Raw genomic sequence first — 18,322 nt, 5'->3', positions numbered from 1 at the left:
TAAAACGTATATGTATAAGGAAAAGTGAGGATGCTAGATGGTGCTTCTTGGAACGCTTGTAAACGGATTAGGAATTGTCTTAGGGACGCTCCTTGGCAATTTGTGCCGAAGGATTCCTGAGAGTATGAAAGCAACGGTCATGCAGGCAATTGGTCTTGCAATTGTTGTGTTAGGTGTACAGATGGGATTAAAAAGCAATCAATTTTTGCTCGTTATTTTAAGCTTAGTACTCGGTGGAGTGATTGGAGAATGGCTTAAGATTGAAGAAAACCTTACCAAACTAGGGGCATGGATTGAGCGTAAAGTAGGCGCTAAAAACGGGGAAAGTAAAATAGCAGAGGGGTTCGTAACGGCGACGTTAATTTTCGTCGTTGGAGCGATGGCCATTATAGGTGCACTAGATAGCGGGATTCGAGGTAATCATAATGTACTGTATACAAAAGCTGTAATGGATGGATTTATTTCGCTACTTTTAAGTACGACACTCGGTCTTGGCGTCATTTTTTCCGCTATTCCAGTTGTTCTCTATCAAGGAACTATTGCATTATTTGCCGCTCAGATTAACCAAATGATTTCTCCTACCCTTATGACTGAATTAATTGCGGAAATGACGGCAACAGGAGGCGTCATGATTTTAGGAATTGGATTGAATTTGATGGGGATCACCAAAGTGAAAGTTGCAAATTTACTTCCGGCTATTCTTCTAACCATTGTTCTAACTGTTGCGCTTCAAACATGGATGTAGAAGACCTCATTTTAGAGGTCTTTTTTATTTTGTGGTTTAGGCTGATTGCAAAGAGGGAAAGGTTCGGTAACAGGTGGTGCGACGTAGCATATTTAAAATGGACAATGCATAGGCATTATAGTAACTTATCATTCGATAAGTTTGAAACGTAGGGGAGAATGAACATGGTCAAGGGAAAGCGCTCTAGCCAGTCGGGAGCAGAAAATGGAATTGAAACACGAAAAGTAATTATTAAAACAGCACGCGCACTGTTTATGGAGTACGGATATCGTGCGGTATCGACTAGGAAAATTGCAGAGTCTTGTGGCATCACGCAACCTGCGCTTTATCATCACTTTCCTAATAAACAGTCAATTTATTTAGAAATGCTTCGTAACGACCTCTTAGAAATGAAAACATCGTTGCAACATATCGTTCAAAGCTGTGATGAAATGAAAGAATCGTTAGCACGCATTATTTATTTCTTACTTGAGCGATATCCGTTTAATTTGCATCAGCTTTTTCATGATATTGAGCATGAGGTAGCTGAGGAACATCATGAGACCATTCAAGAATGGTGGCGTAGCGCTTGTCAGCGTCCGATTGCTTCTTTGTTTGAGGAAGGGATTAAAAAGGGAGCGATCTATTCGGAAGGAAATAATAAAATAGACGCCGAACGTTACTCATTTCTGTTAATGAATGTGCTTGGCCAAAGAGATCAGAGGCCGTGCAGCCGGAAAGAGTTAAGCGAGCGAGCCACATTTTTGGCTACCTTTATTCTCTACGGTGTATCATCAGAATCGCGACCAACACCAAATAACGAGAGTTAACAGCTCTCCATGTATATAGCTTATCAAACGATAAGGAACATGTATTTATTTTTTACATAGTAGGAGACATGAAAATGCCGAATATCAATTTCTCATATTTTATTAATCAGGAATTAACCACCATTGAAAACGGAACTCCTTTTCCACTTCGTTTTACATTTACGGACGGTGGAATGTGCGTAGAATGCTCATGGCGAATTAGAAGAAAAGGGAGAATTATGGTAGGACATCATGACTTTCATCACGCACGCTCAAGGAAAGAAGCGCTTCAGCAGTTAAAAGACTTGTTGGTCGCTCAGCGAATAAAAGGTGTTTCGTTGCATGAAGAATTTGACCTTTTATGTGTCCAGTTTTCAAACGATTGCGTCCTAGAAGTTTTTCAAGATAGCTACTGCTTTGAAGGGTGGGAGCTCTTTGGAGCGAATGATTTTTCTGTCATAGGTCTTCCAGGAGGAGGGTATGAAGCATATCGAGGTGAGCATCTGTGTGAAGACTAACGTAAAAAGTTCAAAATCAGTGATTCTGAACTTTTTAGAGGCTGTCACAATGTAAATAACCACATGAGAAACAATACGATGGCGATCATGAGCCAAATAAATGAAATCTTTTTTTTTTTGCCGTGTTTTTGTTCCCCATTAATAAGGTAATCACAGCTCCTATTACTAAGAGAATAAGAGTCATCACGATTTTATTATCCACTGAAATCACTCCTATCACTATGCGAATACGACTTTGAAAATGACGTAAAAGCGATATCCCGTAATGGCTACCATAACGGCAAGCGTGGCAATGAGAGCGTACCGGAGTTTATACAAAAAATAAAACTTGTACTCACGGGGATTTTGCCATTTTTTTATATCCTCTTTGATACGGAAGATTAAGATGCCGACGAGAGGAAGCACCACAAAAAATACGATGGTCAACAATAAAAGTTGATCAAAAAAGTGCATGTGTTGGCTTGATAAAATCGAGCGGAAAAACTGCGCGATGGTTACTAAAAAAACGACCGCGAGCGAACAATTATTAATAAATAAATCGGTTCGCTTTTTTCCTTTCTTTATATCTTGCTTTAACGAAAATGGAATGATTACTAGTAGGATGAGAGAAGCTACTAACCACCAAATACTGTGCATGCTGATTTCTCCTTTTTTAATGGTTTATACAACTGGTTATATATGTAAGTTTTGCTAAGTATACGTTCTTAATTTGTAAAAGGTTTCATTTTTATAAATTGAGAAATGAAAAAGACGATTGAAATAGTGCAGCGTTATGATAGATTAAGGATATACGTAAGGAAAGGGTGAGAAATGATGAAGAAGCAAATAAAAGTTGTAGGGGCCGTCACGGTAAATGGCGAGGGCGATATTCTATGTGCGCTCCGCTCGGCGGAGATGAGCCTTCCAAACTTATGGGAGTTTCCCGGGGGGAAGATTGAACAAGGAGAAACGCCTGAACAATCTCTTATGCGTGAGATAAAAGAAGAGCTCGGATGCACGGTTGAGGTGCAGGAGATGATTGAGGATGTTGTGCATGAATATCCGGCAGTAATTGTTCAATTACTTACATATCGAACGAAGATTATCGAAGGAACGCCACAAGCAAAAGAGCATGCAGAGCTAAAGTGGGTTTCTCCTAGTGAATTAGAACGGTTAGAGTGGGCACCGGCAGATGTTCCGACGATTCATAAGTTGCTCGGTCGTGGCTAATTCTTTCTTCACTCTTCCTTGTCATACTGTCTGAATGCAGGCCACATGTGATACAATGTGTACATGCGGCTCTCTGAAATTAGCGAGCGAATGGAAGTAGGAGTTGAAGGTTGTTGAAGGAAAAGGAAACACTGAAAAAAGCAGTCAAGAAGATGACCGCTGTCGCCATTATTTACATGGTCATACATATTGCGTTATTGCTTATAACAAGCGTGATGCTTAAAACGACGGGCAATATTGTTTACTACCAGGTTAGAGAAGTAGGAAGCTTGATTCTAAACGCAGGATGGCTCGTGCTCCTCATTTATCTGAAAGAAAAAATATTCGCCGTGTACTGGAAATCAACGTCACCTGTCTTTAGAGGGATCTGGTGGGTTGTTTTTGTCCTATTTGCGTTCAAAACGGTGTCGTTATTTGTTCAATGGCTACGTTAAAATAGACGAAATTCTCTTAAGGAGAGTTTCGTCTATTTTTTATGGGGATTTGCAATCAGAGATTAAGCCTGTAGCAGTGAAGCAAAAGGTGAGTGGAAAGTAATAATGGTCTTGACTGATTTCAATGTGCCTCCGTGTTCACATAAAAAAACTCCAATGGAAATCATTGGAGTTTTTTTGCTTATCTAAATTGAGCAATCTTTTCGAATGGAAGGCGGTATGAAGGGTAACCTTCTTTTGTACCTTTCCCAATTGAAAGAAGCATAACCGGTGCATGGCGTTCTTTATCAATACCAAATACGTCAGCGATTTGATCTTTTTCGTAACCACCAATTGGATTTGTTTCATATCCATGTGCACGAGCAACAAGCATTAATTGCATTGTTACAAGACCAGCGTCAATTAGAGCTGTTTCTAAATTTACTTGGTGAGGCATGTTGTCGTAATATGCTTTAATTTTACCAAGCTGCATATCTTTTACGTCTTGTGGCATATAGCCATGTGCGACCATTTGCTCGTAGATATGATCCACGTTTTCGTCTGCTTTAAGATCACCAAAGATAGCGATCACTGCTGCAGATGTTTCAACTTGTTCTTGGTTGAAGCGTGCAAGTGGAGCAAGCTTTGCTTTTGCCTCTGGGCTGTCGATAATAAGAAAGCGCCATGGTTGCATGTTAACAGAAGAAGGAGCAAGCGTTGCTTCCATGATGATTTCTTCCATTTCCTCACGGCTGATTTTTACTTTTGGATCGTATACTTTTACAGAACGACGTCCTTTTACTACTTCATTAAAGTCATTTGACGGTTTGTTGATATTCATAAATTAATCTCTCCTTCATGTGTACTAAGATGACTATCAAACATTGAGGTGATAAGAAGGTCAAGACTCAATTTGAGATACATTGTCTATTATGCGATCTAACATGGATAAAAGGGTAGAACGCTCATCGTTACTAAAATCTTGCAACATGTTTTCTAAAAATCGAGCTCGCTCACTTCGGTAAGAAAGAATCTGTTGACGACCTTTAGTCGTTAGTCTGACAAACGTAACGCGGTTGTCGTCTGGATTTTTTCTCCTTGAAATCATTTCAATTCCCTCAAGGTGTTTTAAGTGTCTGGTGATGGCTGCACTATCAATTTTAACGTCTTTTTGGAGGGCTGATTGACTAATTTCATCGACTTCATATAAGTGATGAAGCAAATCAAGTCGCGATTGTCCCATTCCCGTACAACGTTCAAATTTCTGAGTGACTTGTTTATTTAATTCATAAAAATGATATAAAATCGCCATTTCTTTAGAGCATGTATGGGACAACAATACCTCTCCTTTTAACTATCTAAAAGTTGATGAGTTAATAATTGACCTATCAATGATTGATCTATCAACTAATATAAAGAAGTGGCTGAAAAATGTCAAGGATAAGAATAAAAGACAGAACATTTCGTTTTTTAAAAAGCTATCTCAGTGGATAACACGTACGATTATTTTACTCAGGACGCAAGTCGTGTATACTTGTAATGAACTGTTAAAAGGACGGAGCTGACACGAATGAATACAACAATCGCAGATATTGCTAGGAGTGCGGGTGTGGCAAAAAGTACGGTTTCCCGCTACCTCAATGGAGGATCTGTAAGTGCAAAAACGAAAAAGAAAATTGAGCGAGTGATCTCAGAAACAGGCTATATCCCTAATTCGTTTGCACAAAGCTTGAAAGCGAAACGAACGAGTATGATCGGAACGATTGTGCCAAGACTAGACTCCTACGCCACTTCAAGAACGTTAATGGGGATCGATGAAGGACTGCGTGAGATGAATTATCAAATGCTGATTGCAAATACCAATCTTAATCTTGAACGAGAAATCGAGAGCATCTATGACTTTTCAAGGCGAAAAGTAGCAGGAATTATGTTGCTTGCTACTCAAATTACGCCTCTTCATTTGAAGGCCTTTCAAGAAGTTGATTTGCCTCTTTTGCTCATTGGACAGCACTACGAAGGTATCCATAGTTTGGTTCATAACGATTATGAGGCAGGGATGAAGGTTGGACAATACATTGCTGAGATGGGACACCGAAAGATTGCCTTCTTAGGGGTATCGGAAAAAGACATTGCGGTCGGACAAGTACGCAAAGCAGGTTTTCAACGAGCGTTTCTTGAAGTTGAGAATACGGACATTCGTTTTTTTGAAACGGGCTTTAGTATGCAGAACGCTTTCGAGCTCACATCACGTATTATGGAGGAATTTTCGCCTACTGTTATTGTAGGAGCAACCGATAACATTGCTCTCGGTGCTTTAAAAGCTGCGAATGAGAGGGGATTGCGTGTGCCAGATGAATTATCCATCACAGGGTTTGGAGGATATGAGGTAACGAGTATTATGCATCCGTCTTTAACAACGATGAAGTACTTTTACAAAGATGCAGGGAAAGAAGCGGCAATGCACATGATTCGATTAGTAAATGAGAAGGAAGTGCCTTTACTCACATATTCTCATTATCAATTACTCGAGCGTGATAGCGTCTTGAATGTGATGATTAAGAAATAAAACAAGCGCGCAGGGGAATCCTTTACGCGCTTGTTTCTATTTAATCCCTAACTAAACGTTTAGCTAAGGTACCATGTAAGGAGAAGTGAGGCAGAGTTAATGCCCGAGTTGTTTTAATTCCATTTGGCGCATTTCATCCGTAAGAGCAGGCATTTTTTTAATTTCTTCGCGTAGACGCATTTTCTCTCCCTCGCTAAAAGTAAGGAAAAACGTTCGATTATAATGTGATAACCACCAAACAATGATCTCTTCACTAAGCTCTTGAATGAGCGGTTCGCTTAATTGACGCGCTCTAATCGTGTAGTAGAGACAATCTCGTTTCAACGAGTGTTTAAAAAGCAATAAGAGTCGTTTTTTACGTACCACAGAAAAAGTATTAATGAACAAGTCCCAAAGCTGATGTGATAGCTCCTCGTTTAAAAACGGAATTAGCTGTTTCGCTCCTTCCTTTGAAACGCTAGGAGAAGGATCAAGAAGCGCCTGTATGAATACGGTTTGATTAGAAGAATGTAGTCTACCGATTGAACGAACGGCTGCTTTTCGTACCTTTACTTTAGGGTGCAGAAGAAACGGTTCAATGAGTGGTATGCATGACGCTGCTCCGATTTCACCAAGACCTAAAATGGCGGAAGGGGACGTTTCTTCATACGGCCGTTGCGACAAATAGCTTGCATAAAAAGTGTGGAAATCTTCTCGATTAAATACCGATCGTAAATAAAATCGCGCATATTCCCGGATAGAAGCGTGACGATCGAGCAAAGCGTGTTCTAAATATGCTTTTGCTTGATCTGGAAAGCGTTCCATAATGGCATGCAACGTTTTTCTCCGAAGAGGCATATACCTATGCACAGAAAGTGACTTGATCCGTGTATAAACAAATGATTGGTCATAATGGTTAAGAATCGTTTCACCTGCTCCAAGGGCAATAAGAGCATCGGTGTTTTGTAATGCACGTGTTAAAAACTCGGTATCATATTGGTGGTGCTGAAGAAAAAAACGAAAACAAAAGCGTCTCGTGAACAGATCTTCATGATAGGTGCCGTTGTGCACGGCTGTTTGGCATGACGCTGATTGCAGCAATAATTCAATTTCGTCAATAATCATTTTATCTGTTACATTTGGGTAATTGCGAAGGTGCTCCACCAAATAAATAGCATCCACAAAATACGGAGATAATTCAGTCTGTAAGTTGTTGCGTAATCCTTGCAGAGCCCGTTTTTTCGTTATCGAAATATGATCATTCAGTCTCAGCAACAAAAACGGAATGGCTTGTCCCTGTGGCTGAGCGCTAAGTATTTTAACCGCTTCTTCACGCACGTATCCGTTTCGATGAAAGCTACAAAGCCCCAAAATTGTCGCATCGACTGGGTTATCTATCTGAAAAGTCAGTAAGTGAGAGGGAAGAAGATGATCCCATGTTTGCGACCATTTATGATAGAAGTTCATTTCTTTTATAAGTTGTTCAAGTTCAATCCATTGCTTACAAGCGCTTTGCGCAAGAATGTAATGGATGGTACGTTTAGTCACTTCTGCAATAGCAGCGTTTTGATGAAAAACAAACGGAAGCAAAAAAGGAATAACTCTCACGTTATCTTCATGCTGTAGGTGTTGAATTAACTCAACTTTATCATGGTTATGCTTAAAGAAGATCGAATGTTTCTGATAGAGTTGGTTAATAATCTGGTGAGCTTCTTCCGATAATGGTTTCAAATTCAGCGCCTCCTTAGCTAGTCAAAAACCAATTCATATGAACAAAACCCGAGCGACGTATCGCTCGGGTTTCAAGGTAATGGAGACTATCGGGATCGAACCGACGACCTCTTGCATGCCATGCAAGCGCTCTCCCAGCTGAGCTAAGCCCCCGTAAAAGAAATATCTTCCTATATTTTATGCGGTGAAAGAGAATTCTGTCAATAAAAAAATGAAGAAATCAGCGCTGGAAAAGGACTACCCCGCTTATTTCTTCACGTGCTGTCGATATTGTTGAATGTAATACTTCATCTTTTCTAATAAGAAAATAGTGATCGGTATAATGCATAAGTAAAACAAAAAAGAATAAAACAAATGCCACCCGGTATAAACAAAAACACGAAACCATACGGATATCCCCTCAAAAATAGTTGAAAAAAGGGTAGCAAGCCCGATAAACAAAAGCGTGTGCCAGTTTTTCTGACGCCATATGTCATATATATAATAGACTAAGTAACCAAATAGAGGATAAACGAAAAGTTGTAACACAACATCAAACCACTCGTACTTTTCACGGTCTTGAAAGTCGTATAGATTTTTCTTATATGCGCCCCCTAATACGTGGTCAGCAACAATTGCAACTGCTGCTATGTAAAGAAGGAGCAGAGCCGTAATAATAGGTGGAAATCGCTTTGGAAGCCAAATAAATAAAGCGGCAACGATTAGTAATGAAACAAGAATGAACCATTCGTTTTGATCGAATTGAATTGGCGGATATAAAATCATAGCGATGATTGCTTTTCTTTATGAAGTAAGGAATAAAATAGTGGTTGTACAGATAGGGTCACACAAAAGATGAAGGTCCAAATACCAAAGGTCCATTGTATACGCCACCCCGTTGCATAAAAAAGATGAAGGTGGTAGTGCAAAATATCACATATACTAATTGTTATAATGCCAATCATGCTCAAGCCAACTTTTTGCCATACGCGCGTATGAGCAACAGCTAAGTTAATAAATGTAACGATCATAAGAGGAAATAAAAACGCTTTACTAATTGAAACAGCTGCAAATAAAGGGATTGTGCGCGCGTGTTGAATGAGCTGAAGATTTTCGCCAGAAATATCAAGCCAAATATGAATGAACAGTAGTGAAACTAACCAGCATCCAGCTATTTCGAAGATAGTTAGCTGTTGTCTTAAGTAGAGAATAACTCCGAATAGGAGTAGTAGAGAAGCCACAAATAAGATCGCCACGCATATCATCCTTTATCAATCGGTAATAATTAAAGCTTTTCCTATTTTTTTCATTTAATTCTACCTACTAAGTACCTGCAGGTAAAAAATAATAATGTAAAAAAATGTAATATTACCCATGTGTATCGCTAATCACGAGCGTATAATGAAGATAATCTTACGTAAAGGAGGGTATTCGCCTTGAAAAGAAAAATGGTCACGCTTACAATTTTTTCTTCGTTATTCTTTTCAACTACGATGATGACAGATCAACCAAAAGCATATGCAGAGGAACGTACATCCATTCTTCCTGGCTCAGAAGACACCCAGGTATCTTATTTTGACGGAATAAACGGAAACTGGCTGACTACGAAAAACCCAATTCAGTATAAGGCAGCTACTTTATACGGAAATATTGGCCTTGTTCCATATAACTGGGGACAGCAGTCAGATAGGAGTGGATGGTATGAAGTGTACAAGCCAGCACCAATCAAAGGTACACAAATCTCTGGAAGGTTTGAAGATGCAAAGTTTATCATACGAATCCCAGAAGATTGGAATGGGAAACTAGTCGTTTCTGGTATTCCAGCCACAAGAAATGAAACATCCACTGATCTTTTATTCAGTGATTATGTACTAGAAAAAGGCTATGCATTTGCTGCTATTGACAAAGGCACGCAGGGAGAAGAAGATCCAACCGATCCACTAGCCAAAGTCAAAAATGCACTTGCAAATGACGATGATTCCGTGGCTGAATGGAATGAACGTTTTCGACAGGTTACAAAGGCCGCTCAGAATTACCTCAAAGACCATCACCCGTCTCAATTAATTGCAGCTAGAGACCAATCAAACACCGCTTCTCACCTCATCAACAAGGATCATCACATCCCTACTTATGCAATCGGCATTTCAAACGGAGGATATGTGGTACGCTATGCTCTAGAGCACGATAAGCTTAAGATTACAGGGGAGCCTCGCTTATTTGACGGAGGTGTCGATTGGGAGGGGGTGCTTTGGACAGAAAAAGAACCCAACTTAATTAGTTCGTTGACTACGGTTGTAAATTCGGCAGGAGACGCTCTTTATGGAAGTGGAAAGAACAAAGAAAAAGCGCTTAAAAATATGTACAAAGCGGGTCTTCCGAAAGGATCAGAAGCCCTTTGGCCATACCACGACCAGGTGTATTGGTTTGTCACACTCAATATTTACCGTGATCATTTTGATCCCAGTGCTCCAAACCGATTAAATTGGCGTGATTATTTGAACTTTACGCCATCAGGGCAACGAGATCGTACGTACGATTGGATTTTTAAAGATTATCGCTATGAGCAAAGAAAACGATTGATGCGTGACAACATCCAAAAGGTTGCGAATACAGGGGATATTGATGTTCCGTTAATTAGTTTCACTGGTACAATGGATGCTCTCATCTTTCCAGATGTCCATGCAAAAGGGTATGAAAAACTAGTGAAAAGAGCGGGTAAACAGGATCTGCACCGGCTGTATATGATTGAAGGTGGCAATCATGTCGATAGTTTAGTTTGGAATCCATCCGCAGATGCAACTAAGAAGCTGCAGCCACTGCTTCCTTACGCACATCAGTCGTTTGATTTGTTAATAGACTGGGTGGAAAACAAGAAGCCCGCACCAAAAAGCCACGATGTCAAAAGGCCCCAAAATGCTCTGCGCGTAAGAGATTTAAAAACGGGTAAAGAAATCAACCCATACTGACAGGTAAGAGGGAGATGCCACGCTTGCATCTCCCTTTTTTATTATGATGACAGGAAGTCACGATTTGAAGCAAGAGGAGGTTGCTCAAGCCATCCTTTTTCAATTGCGATTTTCGTTCCTTCTCCTGCAAATCTTGCCGTTTCAAGAGAGAGGCGGGCAAACATAAGAGAAAGATCTTTTCGAGCAATTTGCGATAGAGCAGAACCGTAATTCGCGAGACCACTCGCACTTGCGAGTCCTGTGTGATAAAGCATTAGCTTTTCAGAAAACGGTGGAATTCGAGACTCTGTTACTTCTGGGTCCCAAAGCTGTGGGGAAGGCAAGTCCTCATCTGTTAACGTATGAATAAAGAGGTCAATGTGTTTATGCGCAATTTTACGACCTCGAACGAGATATGTGCGCAAATCGACCGAGGTGGAAGCTTGGCTGAATCCGATCATAAGCGACTTTCCAAGCATATTTGTATCCAAGTTAATATAAATAGACTTAATTTCTTGCGCAGTTACCGGACGATTTTTACCACGGATTTTACCCAAAAAAGATGGATGATGAACGAAATGAATTTCTTTTGGAATGGGAATGCTCGGCGTCCGGATTACGATCCCTTTTTCCAATAGATATTCAATCGCTTGATTAAATACGTTTGTGTATTCCTCGATGTTTTGAATAAAAAATTCCCGCAGATCTCTTCGGTGAGAGCCAAACAGTGCCTCCGTGTACAAAATGATCGATCCTCGTGCCATTTCTTTCATGTAGAAGAGATAAAACTTATCTGAAAACATTCGAGGCGCATCTAGAAAAACATCCTGCTCACTAAATCCCGCAGGAGCAATCATTCCTTCTTGTTCGAACAGCTTTTGATAGCGAACGAGCCTCTCATCTAATCGTTTTTTGTTCGCCTCAAGCAGTGTTCGAGCATTTGAGTCTTCTACAGTTGATAGAAAACTCGTCATCACACAATGTAACATCGTTTCCCCGATATACCCAGACCACAATCCACTTACTTCTCCAGCGGTTAAGGTTACAATACGTCCGTCGTTATTCATGTTCGCACCTCATTACAAAAGTTATGCTTCTTAGTGTCATCATGTAGGAGAAAAATATGTGTGAAAGTTAGTGAGGTCTGTTCCGGTGAATAAAAGAAGAAAATGATGTGATGTCCAAACCAAAGCCTTTTCGAGCGATACACTAGTAAAAAGGAGATGAAATAGTATGAAGCCCTTTATTACCATTAATGGATTTTGTGTTCAAACGATTAGTCAGAATGCGAACATTAATTTTGGTGCGACACGACAAGAAAGTCATACCGCAAATAACATTTTAATTGGAAATGCTTTTTCAGTTGGGAATTATTCGCCCGTCTATCAGCGCGTATGCAATCGTGTTTCACAGCGAAACGTTCAAAATCAGACAGAAACTGGCCAGGCAGTTAACGACAACAACTCAATTTAGATGTAGCTAGGCTAATTTGATTTTGTTCATCATATATGTGTAAAGAGATCGGTGAGTATGCTCAACGACGAATATCGAAATTGCTTGAAGGGTACAGAAACAATAGAAACACTTAAAGGAGTGACAAGATGAAAAAAGGAACGGGTCTTTTTATTGCAAACGTTGTGGTCTTTTTAGCTGTGTTAATCGTTAATTACACGATGGCAGTCGGACAAAATATTGGCGGAATAAGTGGGGAAATTAATTATCTATTCAAACCTGCCCCGTACGCCTTTTCCATTTGGGGTCTTATTTATCTTCTGCTTGCTGTGTGGATTATTCGTGCCTTTTTTACAACAGGCGAAGAAAGAGATGTGTATCAGAAGATTGGCTTATGGTTTCCACTTAACTTACTTTTAAATGCGCTATGGGTCATTGTATTTGGTAAGGGGCATATTGTTCTATCCGTATTTGTTATTATTGCCCTTCTACTTACACTTATCGTGATTTATACCATCATTCAAAACTCAGTTGTACGCAAAATTTTGCTTCGTACCCCAATTTCCATTTACCTCGGATGGGTTTCAGTGGCAACGATTGTTAATATATTTACGGTTTTGACTTACAAAAATGTGGAATCACTGCTAGGGCTTGATCAGCTCACATGGACCTTGATCATGCTTGTGATTGGGGGTTTGCTGGCCATTTACTTTACGTTCAAAAACAAGGACATCGCGTATCCGCTTGTTGTTGTTTGGGCGTATATTGCCATTATTGTGGAACAAAAAGACATGCCGTCAATTGTCGTAACAGCATGGATTACGATTGCAGCCATTGCCGTTGCCATTTTAATTGAGTGTGTACGAAAAATAAAGCGTTGATCGAGAAGCCATCAGGCGGGTGATCTGTTGGCTTTTTTCTATACCATTATTTGAAAGCGTTAACAATTAGGTATTTAGAACTATTTACACATAAAATTATATTTTATAAATTATAAATAATTAATGAAACAAAATTTTAAAAGGTGTATAATTATTATCAGAAATATCTGTATAATTAGAAAGAGAGAATGAAAAAAGAGGGGGAACAAGCATGGCGGGGAAAGATTATCAAAAGCTCGCACGACAAGTTCTTGAACATGTTGGGGGAGCTAGTAACGTTGCTGAATACGCACATTGTATGACGAGGCTTCGCATTAAGCCAAAAGACGAATCAATGGTCGATCAAGCAGCGCTCCGGAAAATTGAGGGTGTAATGGGAGTTGTACAAGAGGATACGGTCCAAGTGATTGTCGGACCAGGGGTGGTAAATGACGTTTACCATCAATTTGATCAAATCGTAAAAGCAGGCGGTGGGTCAGGCGTCGATTTAAAAGCGCGGGCTACCGATAAGAAAGCTGAAATTTCAAAGAAAAATGCAACACCCTTTAAACTATTATTACGACGTATTGCAAGCATTTTTATTCCGCTTATTCCGGTTTTAGTTGCGTCTGGACTTATTAGTGGTATTACAAAAGCACTTATTCAAGCAGAAGCTATATCCGATAAATCAACTCTAGCAATGTTATTGACCGTTATTGGATCAGGTCTCTTTGGTTATTTAGGTATTTTAGTAGGGATGAACGCTGCAAAGGAATTTGGAGGATCACCAGCACTTGGTGCGATGGCCGGAATTTTGATCATCAACCCGGCCATTGCAGACATTAAATTATTCGGTGAAAATCTGTACCCGGGTCGCGGAGGACTCATTGGTGTATTAATGGCCGCTATTTTTATGGCGTTTATTGAAAAAAGGATTCGTCGTTTCGTCCCGAGTGTAGTCGATATTATCGTGACGCCAACGATTACTCTATTAGTGACGGGAATTGTCACATACGTTGTGTTTATGCCTGTTGGAGGATTTATTTCCGAAGGAATTACAAAAGGGTTGCTAGCAATTTTGGATACAGGAGGCGTAGGAGCGGGCTTTGTATTAGGAGCTACATTCCTCCCACTCGTTGTAACCGGATTGCATCAGGGGCTAACACCTGTTCACTTAGAACTCATTAACTCGATCGGAAACGACCCGCTTCTTCCGATTCTTGCAATGGGTGGTGCAGGACAGGTTGGAGCAGCCTTTGCCATCTACATGAAAACGAAAAAGAAAAAGCTAAAGCGTGCGATTTTTGGATCACTTCCTTCTGGTGTATTAGGGATCGGGGAGCCGCTTATCTTTGGCGTAACGCTTCCACTTGGTCGCCCGTTCTTAACGGCCTGTCTTGGGGCTGGAGTAGGTGGCGCATTTCAAGCTTATTACCATGTTGCTACTAGCGTTGTCGGAGTATCCGGTCTTCCATTAGCCTTTATCGTAATGCCAACACAAGTATTGCTCTATATTGCAGGTCTTGTCATTGCTTATTTTGCGGGCTTTGCGTTTACGTATTTCTTTGGATTTAAAGATGAAATGGCGAGTGAGTTTGATTGATTGGCATCTCCTTTTACTTGCAAGATCCATATGCACATAAGCGATTAAAAGAGGCAGGTGAAAGCGGTATTCGTACTGCTTTCACCTCGCTTCATATTCCAGAGGAGACGGGCGACTTAGCAAAAAAAGCGAAAGAACTGTTATCACTAGCGTGCGAGTTAGGAATTAATGTCTATGCAGACACGTCCCAATCCACGCCTTCGAAGTTGGGGCTAGAGAGTTTTCAAGACTTGTTGAAGCTAGGAGTGAAGGGGATTCGACTTGATGATGGATTCGATCATGAGACGACGCTATCACTAGCAAAGCACTTTAAACTTGCGCTAAATGCCAGCACGATGACAAAGCAAGAGCTAGAGGATCTGTTGAAGTTAGGGATTTCGCCTAAACAACTCCTTGCATGGCATAACTTTTATCCAAGACGTGAGACGGGGTTAGATGAGGCGTTTTTTGTGAATCAAAATCAATTTTTACGTGATGCTGGGGTTCGAGTTGCCGCGTTTGTCCCTGGAGATGGGGAAAAGAGAGGACCATTATTTGAAGGTCTTCCGACACTCGAGAATCACCGAGGGGCGAAACCTTTGAACAGTGGGATAGACTTGAAGTACATGGGTGTAGATGATGTGTACATCGGAGACCCAGGGGTAAAACAAGAAACGCTAAAAGCACTGGTGGCCTACGATGAGACCCAAACGCTTTTCTTACGTATACAATCGTCGTATTTACGAGAAGGCCGCTATCAGCTCCGCTTTGATCAAGCGCGTGACGTATGGAGATTTTTGGACACACGTCAAACTGAACGGGTAGATGCCCATCATACAACTGAACGTCCTGTTGGAAGCATTACGATGGACAACCACCGTTACGGGCGCTATCAGGGAGAGATTCAGCTTGTTCGTTCACCGCTTCCATCTGATGAACGAGTCAACGTGATTGGAAAAATAGTAGAGGAAGATATTCCGCTGCTGCATTATGTAAAGCCTGGCCAAACCATTCAATTATACAACTAACCAATAAGACGTGCCCAAACGGGTACGTCTTATTTAATAGGCATAGTCAGATGAATATCAAGCGGTTCTTTTAAAAACAATGCGGGATCTACGTGCTTTGCAATGGTGAAGCCGTAGCGGAAGTAAAATCCGAGCGCTGAATTTGTTTCAGTGGCTGATACATAAAGCTGCATCGCCCCTTTTTCCTTTGCACGAAAAACAACGTGATCGATCAAGCGTTGTGCCACTTTTTGTCGTCTATACCCATTGCTAACATAGAGAAAAGCCATCTGGAGCGTTTTCTCGTGCATAGGAAGCCACTCGCCCCCTAACACCGCAACGCCTATTAAACGATCTTGATCAATAGCACCAACAAGGTGGCCGTTATTTTTAATAATAGGAGAAAGAGTGTGGATAATCTCAGAAATCCCCTCAGGTGACCAATTTGGAATCACTTTTTTTCGTTCTTCTTTTGCTAACGTTTCATTTTTATACGTATAAATGGCCTCAATTTCTTCTGTTCGGTCAATTTCTTTAATGCGCGGAAGCCATGAGAGGTCGAGCTCTTTAACTGTTATCATCTCGTTCTTCTCCTTTGTTATCCATAACTTTATCCTACTATGTTCGCTCATCAATGTGCGAAATCCTGTAAAAAGATGTTTAATCAAAATAACCTAGTGGAACAATTCAACTAGTCAGAAACCACGAAGGAGGCATTTTATATGCTACAACATAAACTTTATATTAACGGTGAGTACGTAGAATCAGAATCAAACGAATTTATTGATGTATTAAACCCTGCTACGGAAGAAGTAATTGCACGCATTCCGTCTTCGACGGAAGGAGACGCAGATCGTGCCGTGCAGGCAGCATATGAGGCACAGAAGGAATGGGAGAAAGTACCTTCCAATGAGCGCGGGAAAATTGTCCGCAAGTTAGGTGATAAGATTAATGAACGAAAAGATACGTTTATAAAGCTTCTTATTGAAGAACAGGGAAAAAGCTATGAGCAGGCAACCGGCGAAGTAGAAACAGCGATTGATTATTTCTACTACATGTCAGAATGGGCACGACGAATTGAAGGTGAAATTCTACCAAGTGACCGTCCAAATGAGAACATCTTCATCTACAAGCGTCCCATCGGAGTCGTGGGTGGTATCGTCCCGTGGAATTTCCCCGTATTTATTCTAGCGAGAAAGGTTGCTACGGCTCTAATTGCTGGTTGTACGATCGTATTAAAACCAAGTCAGCAAACGCCAAACACGGCCGCTGAATTTACAAAAATTGTGGACGAGATGGACGAACTTCCAAAAGGCGTATACAACTACATTACTGGAAAAGGCTCGACGATCGGAAACGCCCTTGCTACACATCCAAAAGTCGCGATTGTTACGATGACAGGAAGCGTTGGTGCTGGTGTGAAGGTGATGGAAGCGGCCGCTAAGAACATTACGAAAGTAAATCTAGAGCTTGGCGGAAAAGCGCCGGCTATCGTAACGGCAAACGCTGATGTCGATTTGGCGGTAGAAAGCATTAAGCAGTCTCGTCTTACAAATGCAGGGCAGGCATGCACAAACGCTGAGCGAGTATATGTTCATGAGAGCGTGGCAGAGGAATTTATTAAAAAAATTACGGAAGCAATGAAAAATACAAAGCTTGGCAATCCACTCCAAGATAAGGAAGCCGACATGGGACCACTTGTGAGTGAAGACCGTCTGAACACGGTACACGAAATGGTGGAAAAGGCCGTGAAGGAAGGCGCAGAGATTGCAACCGGTGGTAAGCGCGCTTCGATGGAAAAAGGCTTCTTTTATGAGCCAACGGTACTGCTGAACGTAAAGCAGAACATGGATATTATTCAAGAGGAGATTTTTGGACCTGTTTTACCAATCATGACCTACAGCAATCTAGACGAAGCAATCGAACTAGCAAATGATTCTGATTTTGGTCTTTCATCATCTATCTACACAGAAAACGTTCATGAGGCAATGCGTGCTGCGAACGAATTGAAATACGGAGAGACGTTTATCAACCGTGAAAACTTTGAGGCTATTCAAGGCTATCATGCAGGACTTCGTAAGTCGGGTCTTGGCGGCGCTGATGGAAAGCACGGACTTGAAGATTTTCTTGCAACGCACGTCGTGTATATGCAATACAAACAAGATTACAAGTAAAAAAAGGGCGCGGGAGGGCGTCTTTTTTATGTAGCGGTCTTTTCATAATTTTTTCTGCTTCGCACACGAGTTTTCTGTTGTTTACACATATACATACTATATAAAGATGATTTAAATAAAATATAAAAGGATGTGTATGAAATGGAGGTTCAGGTTAGCTATCACATTATCTCACATTCGTGTGGAATCATAACGGTTGCTTTGTGCGTGAATAATAAGATTGCTCATATATTAGCGGGAAAAGACGCTGTTATTCAGCAAAAGCTTAAAAAACTATTTGACTAAAGTCTCATTTTCCCTGTCCCGTTCTGAACTATTTTACAATTAAATGAGGATAGTGATACATTAATAATAGAAAAGACAGAGCTTTCAAA

21 protein-coding genes and 1 tRNA gene are annotated in these 18,322 nt (G+C 40.7%); 13 read left to right on the top strand and 9 right to left on the bottom strand.

Annotation, left to right across the window (positions count from 1 at the left end; all coding sequences use genetic code 11):
- Nucleotides 1–37 precede the first annotated feature (37 nt).
- The 3 genes from AMD01_RS17685 to AMD01_RS17675 all read left to right on the top strand — a co-directional run bounded on the left by AMD01_RS17685 (nucleotide 38) and on the right by AMD01_RS17675 (nucleotide 2,051).
- Nucleotides 38–745: a DUF554 domain-containing protein gene (locus tag AMD01_RS17685; protein WP_053402773.1), complete on the top strand. Its 708-nt coding sequence runs from the start codon at nucleotides 38–40 to the stop codon at nucleotides 743–745.
- A gap of 164 nt (nucleotides 746–909) precedes the next feature.
- Nucleotides 910–1,554 carry a TetR/AcrR family transcriptional regulator gene (locus AMD01_RS17680; RefSeq protein WP_053402772.1) on the top strand — a complete coding sequence of 215 codons (645 nt, stop codon included), beginning with the start codon at nucleotides 910–912 and terminating at the stop codon, nucleotides 1,552–1,554.
- Between the two features lie 74 nt (nucleotides 1,555–1,628).
- Complete coding sequence (locus AMD01_RS17675; RefSeq protein WP_053402771.1) at nucleotides 1,629–2,051, top strand: hypothetical protein; 423 nt, start codon at nucleotides 1,629–1,631, stop codon at nucleotides 2,049–2,051.
- A gap of 219 nt (nucleotides 2,052–2,270) precedes the next feature.
- Here the strand turns inward: AMD01_RS17675 and AMD01_RS17670 are convergent, their stop codons facing one another.
- Nucleotides 2,271–2,687 (bottom strand): hypothetical protein, encoded by a 417-nt coding sequence (locus AMD01_RS17670; RefSeq protein WP_053402770.1) that lies wholly within the window; start codon nucleotides 2,685–2,687, stop codon nucleotides 2,271–2,273.
- 177 nt (nucleotides 2,688–2,864) lie between these two features.
- Here AMD01_RS17670 and mutT point away from each other — a divergent pair, with 177 nt between their 5' ends.
- Both mutT and AMD01_RS17660 read left to right on the top strand, forming a co-directional pair.
- Nucleotides 2,865–3,260, top strand: coding sequence for an 8-oxo-dGTP diphosphatase MutT (gene mutT, locus AMD01_RS17665; protein WP_053402875.1), 396 nt, complete (start codon nucleotides 2,865–2,867; stop codon nucleotides 3,258–3,260).
- A gap of 113 nt (nucleotides 3,261–3,373) precedes the next feature.
- Entirely contained in the window at nucleotides 3,374–3,694 is a 321-nt protein-coding gene (locus tag AMD01_RS17660; protein ID WP_053402769.1) for a hypothetical protein, read from the top strand.
- A 181-nt stretch (nucleotides 3,695–3,875) separates the two neighbouring features.
- Here the strand turns inward: AMD01_RS17660 and AMD01_RS17655 are convergent, their stop codons facing one another.
- Both AMD01_RS17655 and AMD01_RS17650 read right to left on the bottom strand, forming a co-directional pair.
- Nucleotides 3,876–4,514, bottom strand: coding sequence for a nitroreductase family protein (locus AMD01_RS17655; RefSeq protein WP_053402768.1), 639 nt, complete (start codon nucleotides 4,512–4,514; stop codon nucleotides 3,876–3,878).
- Between the two features lie 60 nt (nucleotides 4,515–4,574).
- Nucleotides 4,575–5,009, bottom strand: coding sequence for a MarR family winged helix-turn-helix transcriptional regulator (locus tag AMD01_RS17650; protein ID WP_053402767.1), 435 nt, complete (start codon nucleotides 5,007–5,009; stop codon nucleotides 4,575–4,577).
- A 234-nt stretch (nucleotides 5,010–5,243) separates the two neighbouring features.
- On the opposite strand from AMD01_RS17650, the gene AMD01_RS17645 reads away from it, so the two are divergent.
- Entirely contained in the window at nucleotides 5,244–6,239 is a 996-nt protein-coding gene (locus AMD01_RS17645) for a LacI family DNA-binding transcriptional regulator (RefSeq protein WP_053402766.1), read from the top strand.
- 96 nt (nucleotides 6,240–6,335) lie between these two features.
- Here the strand turns inward: AMD01_RS17645 and AMD01_RS17640 are convergent, their stop codons facing one another.
- The 4 genes from AMD01_RS17640 to AMD01_RS17625 all read right to left on the bottom strand — a co-directional run bounded on the left by AMD01_RS17640 (nucleotide 6,336) and on the right by AMD01_RS17625 (nucleotide 9,184).
- Nucleotides 6,336–7,949 (bottom strand): HEAT repeat domain-containing protein, encoded by a 1,614-nt coding sequence (locus AMD01_RS17640; RefSeq protein ID WP_053402765.1) that lies wholly within the window; start codon nucleotides 7,947–7,949, stop codon nucleotides 6,336–6,338.
- Nucleotides 7,950–8,029: 80 nt separating this feature from the next.
- Nucleotides 8,030–8,102 (bottom strand) — tRNA-Ala (locus AMD01_RS17635).
- A 93-nt stretch (nucleotides 8,103–8,195) separates the two neighbouring features.
- On the bottom strand, nucleotides 8,196–8,714 hold the full coding sequence (locus AMD01_RS17630) for a hypothetical protein (RefSeq protein ID WP_053402764.1): 519 nt from the start codon (nucleotides 8,712–8,714) through the stop codon (nucleotides 8,196–8,198).
- Entirely contained in the window at nucleotides 8,711–9,184 is a 474-nt protein-coding gene (locus tag AMD01_RS17625) for a hypothetical protein (protein ID WP_053402763.1), read from the bottom strand. The genes AMD01_RS17630 and AMD01_RS17625 overlap by 4 nt, the downstream gene beginning before the upstream one ends.
- 180 nt (nucleotides 9,185–9,364) lie before the next feature.
- On the opposite strand from AMD01_RS17625, the gene AMD01_RS17620 reads away from it, so the two are divergent.
- Nucleotides 9,365–10,894 (top strand): alpha/beta hydrolase family protein, encoded by a 1,530-nt coding sequence (locus AMD01_RS17620; RefSeq protein WP_053402762.1) that lies wholly within the window; start codon nucleotides 9,365–9,367, stop codon nucleotides 10,892–10,894.
- Between the two features lie 41 nt (nucleotides 10,895–10,935).
- Here AMD01_RS17620 and AMD01_RS17615 read toward each other — a convergent pair whose 3' ends face one another.
- Nucleotides 10,936–11,940 (bottom strand): DUF3231 family protein, encoded by a 1,005-nt coding sequence (locus tag AMD01_RS17615; protein ID WP_053402761.1) that lies wholly within the window; start codon nucleotides 11,938–11,940, stop codon nucleotides 10,936–10,938.
- Between the two features lie 166 nt (nucleotides 11,941–12,106).
- Between AMD01_RS17615 and AMD01_RS17610 the strand changes: the two genes are divergently transcribed.
- The 4 genes from AMD01_RS17610 (at nucleotide 12,107) to AMD01_RS17595 (ending at nucleotide 15,795) form a co-directional block, all read left to right on the top strand.
- The gene (locus AMD01_RS17610) at nucleotides 12,107–12,346 is read left to right on the top strand and encodes a hypothetical protein (protein WP_053402760.1); all 240 of its coding nucleotides are present in this window, start codon (nucleotides 12,107–12,109) and stop codon (nucleotides 12,344–12,346) included.
- A 128-nt stretch (nucleotides 12,347–12,474) separates the two neighbouring features.
- Nucleotides 12,475–13,206, top strand: a complete 732-nt coding sequence (locus AMD01_RS17605; RefSeq protein WP_053402759.1) for a TspO/MBR family protein — start codon at nucleotides 12,475–12,477, stop codon at nucleotides 13,204–13,206.
- Between the two features lie 211 nt (nucleotides 13,207–13,417).
- Entirely contained in the window at nucleotides 13,418–14,788 is a 1,371-nt protein-coding gene (locus AMD01_RS17600) for a PTS transporter subunit EIIC (protein WP_053402758.1), read from the top strand.
- Complete coding sequence (locus AMD01_RS17595; protein WP_053402757.1) at nucleotides 14,785–15,795, top strand: MupG family TIM beta-alpha barrel fold protein; 1,011 nt, start codon at nucleotides 14,785–14,787, stop codon at nucleotides 15,793–15,795. Before AMD01_RS17600 ends, AMD01_RS17595 begins: the two co-directional genes overlap by 4 nt.
- Before the next feature lie 29 nt (nucleotides 15,796–15,824).
- Here AMD01_RS17595 and AMD01_RS17590 read toward each other — a convergent pair whose 3' ends face one another.
- Nucleotides 15,825–16,355, bottom strand: coding sequence for a GNAT family N-acetyltransferase (locus AMD01_RS17590; protein ID WP_053402756.1), 531 nt, complete (start codon nucleotides 16,353–16,355; stop codon nucleotides 15,825–15,827).
- Between the two features lie 141 nt (nucleotides 16,356–16,496).
- On the opposite strand from AMD01_RS17590, the gene aldA reads away from it, so the two are divergent.
- Both aldA and AMD01_RS24265 read left to right on the top strand, forming a co-directional pair.
- The gene (gene aldA, locus AMD01_RS17585) at nucleotides 16,497–17,948 is read left to right on the top strand and encodes an aldehyde dehydrogenase (protein WP_053402755.1); all 1,452 of its coding nucleotides are present in this window, start codon (nucleotides 16,497–16,499) and stop codon (nucleotides 17,946–17,948) included.
- Between the two features lie 141 nt (nucleotides 17,949–18,089).
- Entirely contained in the window at nucleotides 18,090–18,233 is a 144-nt protein-coding gene (locus AMD01_RS24265; RefSeq protein ID WP_157052782.1) for a hypothetical protein, read from the top strand.
- The last annotated feature ends 89 nt before the right edge of the window (nucleotides 18,234–18,322 follow it).

It is taken from the genome of Priestia koreensis, from assembly GCF_001274935.1.
Taxonomy (GTDB): Bacteria; Bacillota; Bacilli; order Bacillales; family Bacillaceae_H; genus Bacillus_AG; species Bacillus_AG koreensis.
This window is presented reverse-complemented; position numbering and strand designations above follow the sequence as displayed.

Bases quoted from the DNA above. Each gene is read 5' to 3' on its own strand.
- AMD01_RS24265 (WP_157052782.1), top strand. From the start codon at position 18,090: ATGGAGGTTCAGGTTAGCTATCACATTATCTCACATTCGTGTGGAATC.
- aldA (WP_053402755.1), top strand. From the start codon at position 16,497: ATGCTACAACATAAACTTTATATTAACGGTGAGTACGTAGAATCAGAA.
- AMD01_RS17670 (WP_053402770.1), bottom strand. From the start codon at position 2,687: ATGCACAGTATTTGGTGGTTAGTAGCTTCTCTCATCCTACTAGTAATC.
- AMD01_RS17655 (WP_053402768.1), bottom strand. From the start codon at position 4,514: ATGAATATCAACAAACCGTCAAATGACTTTAATGAAGTAGTAAAAGGA.
- AMD01_RS17680 (WP_053402772.1), top strand. From the start codon at position 910: ATGGTCAAGGGAAAGCGCTCTAGCCAGTCGGGAGCAGAAAATGGAATT.
- AMD01_RS17605 (WP_053402759.1), top strand. From the start codon at position 12,475: ATGAAAAAAGGAACGGGTCTTTTTATTGCAAACGTTGTGGTCTTTTTA.
- AMD01_RS17615 (WP_053402761.1), bottom strand. From the start codon at position 11,940: ATGAATAACGACGGACGTATTGTAACCTTAACCGCTGGAGAAGTAAGT.
- AMD01_RS17600 (WP_053402758.1), top strand. From the start codon at position 13,418: ATGGCGGGGAAAGATTATCAAAAGCTCGCACGACAAGTTCTTGAACAT.
- AMD01_RS17610 (WP_053402760.1), top strand. From the start codon at position 12,107: ATGAAGCCCTTTATTACCATTAATGGATTTTGTGTTCAAACGATTAGT.
- AMD01_RS17630 (WP_053402764.1), bottom strand. From the start codon at position 8,714: ATGATTTTATATCCGCCAATTCAATTCGATCAAAACGAATGGTTCATT.
- AMD01_RS17645 (WP_053402766.1), top strand. From the start codon at position 5,244: ATGAATACAACAATCGCAGATATTGCTAGGAGTGCGGGTGTGGCAAAA.
- mutT (WP_053402875.1), top strand. From the start codon at position 2,865: ATGAAGAAGCAAATAAAAGTTGTAGGGGCCGTCACGGTAAATGGCGAG.
- AMD01_RS17590 (WP_053402756.1), bottom strand. From the start codon at position 16,355: ATGATAACAGTTAAAGAGCTCGACCTCTCATGGCTTCCGCGCATTAAA.
- AMD01_RS17675 (WP_053402771.1), top strand. From the start codon at position 1,629: ATGCCGAATATCAATTTCTCATATTTTATTAATCAGGAATTAACCACC.
- AMD01_RS17685 (WP_053402773.1), top strand. From the start codon at position 38: ATGGTGCTTCTTGGAACGCTTGTAAACGGATTAGGAATTGTCTTAGGG.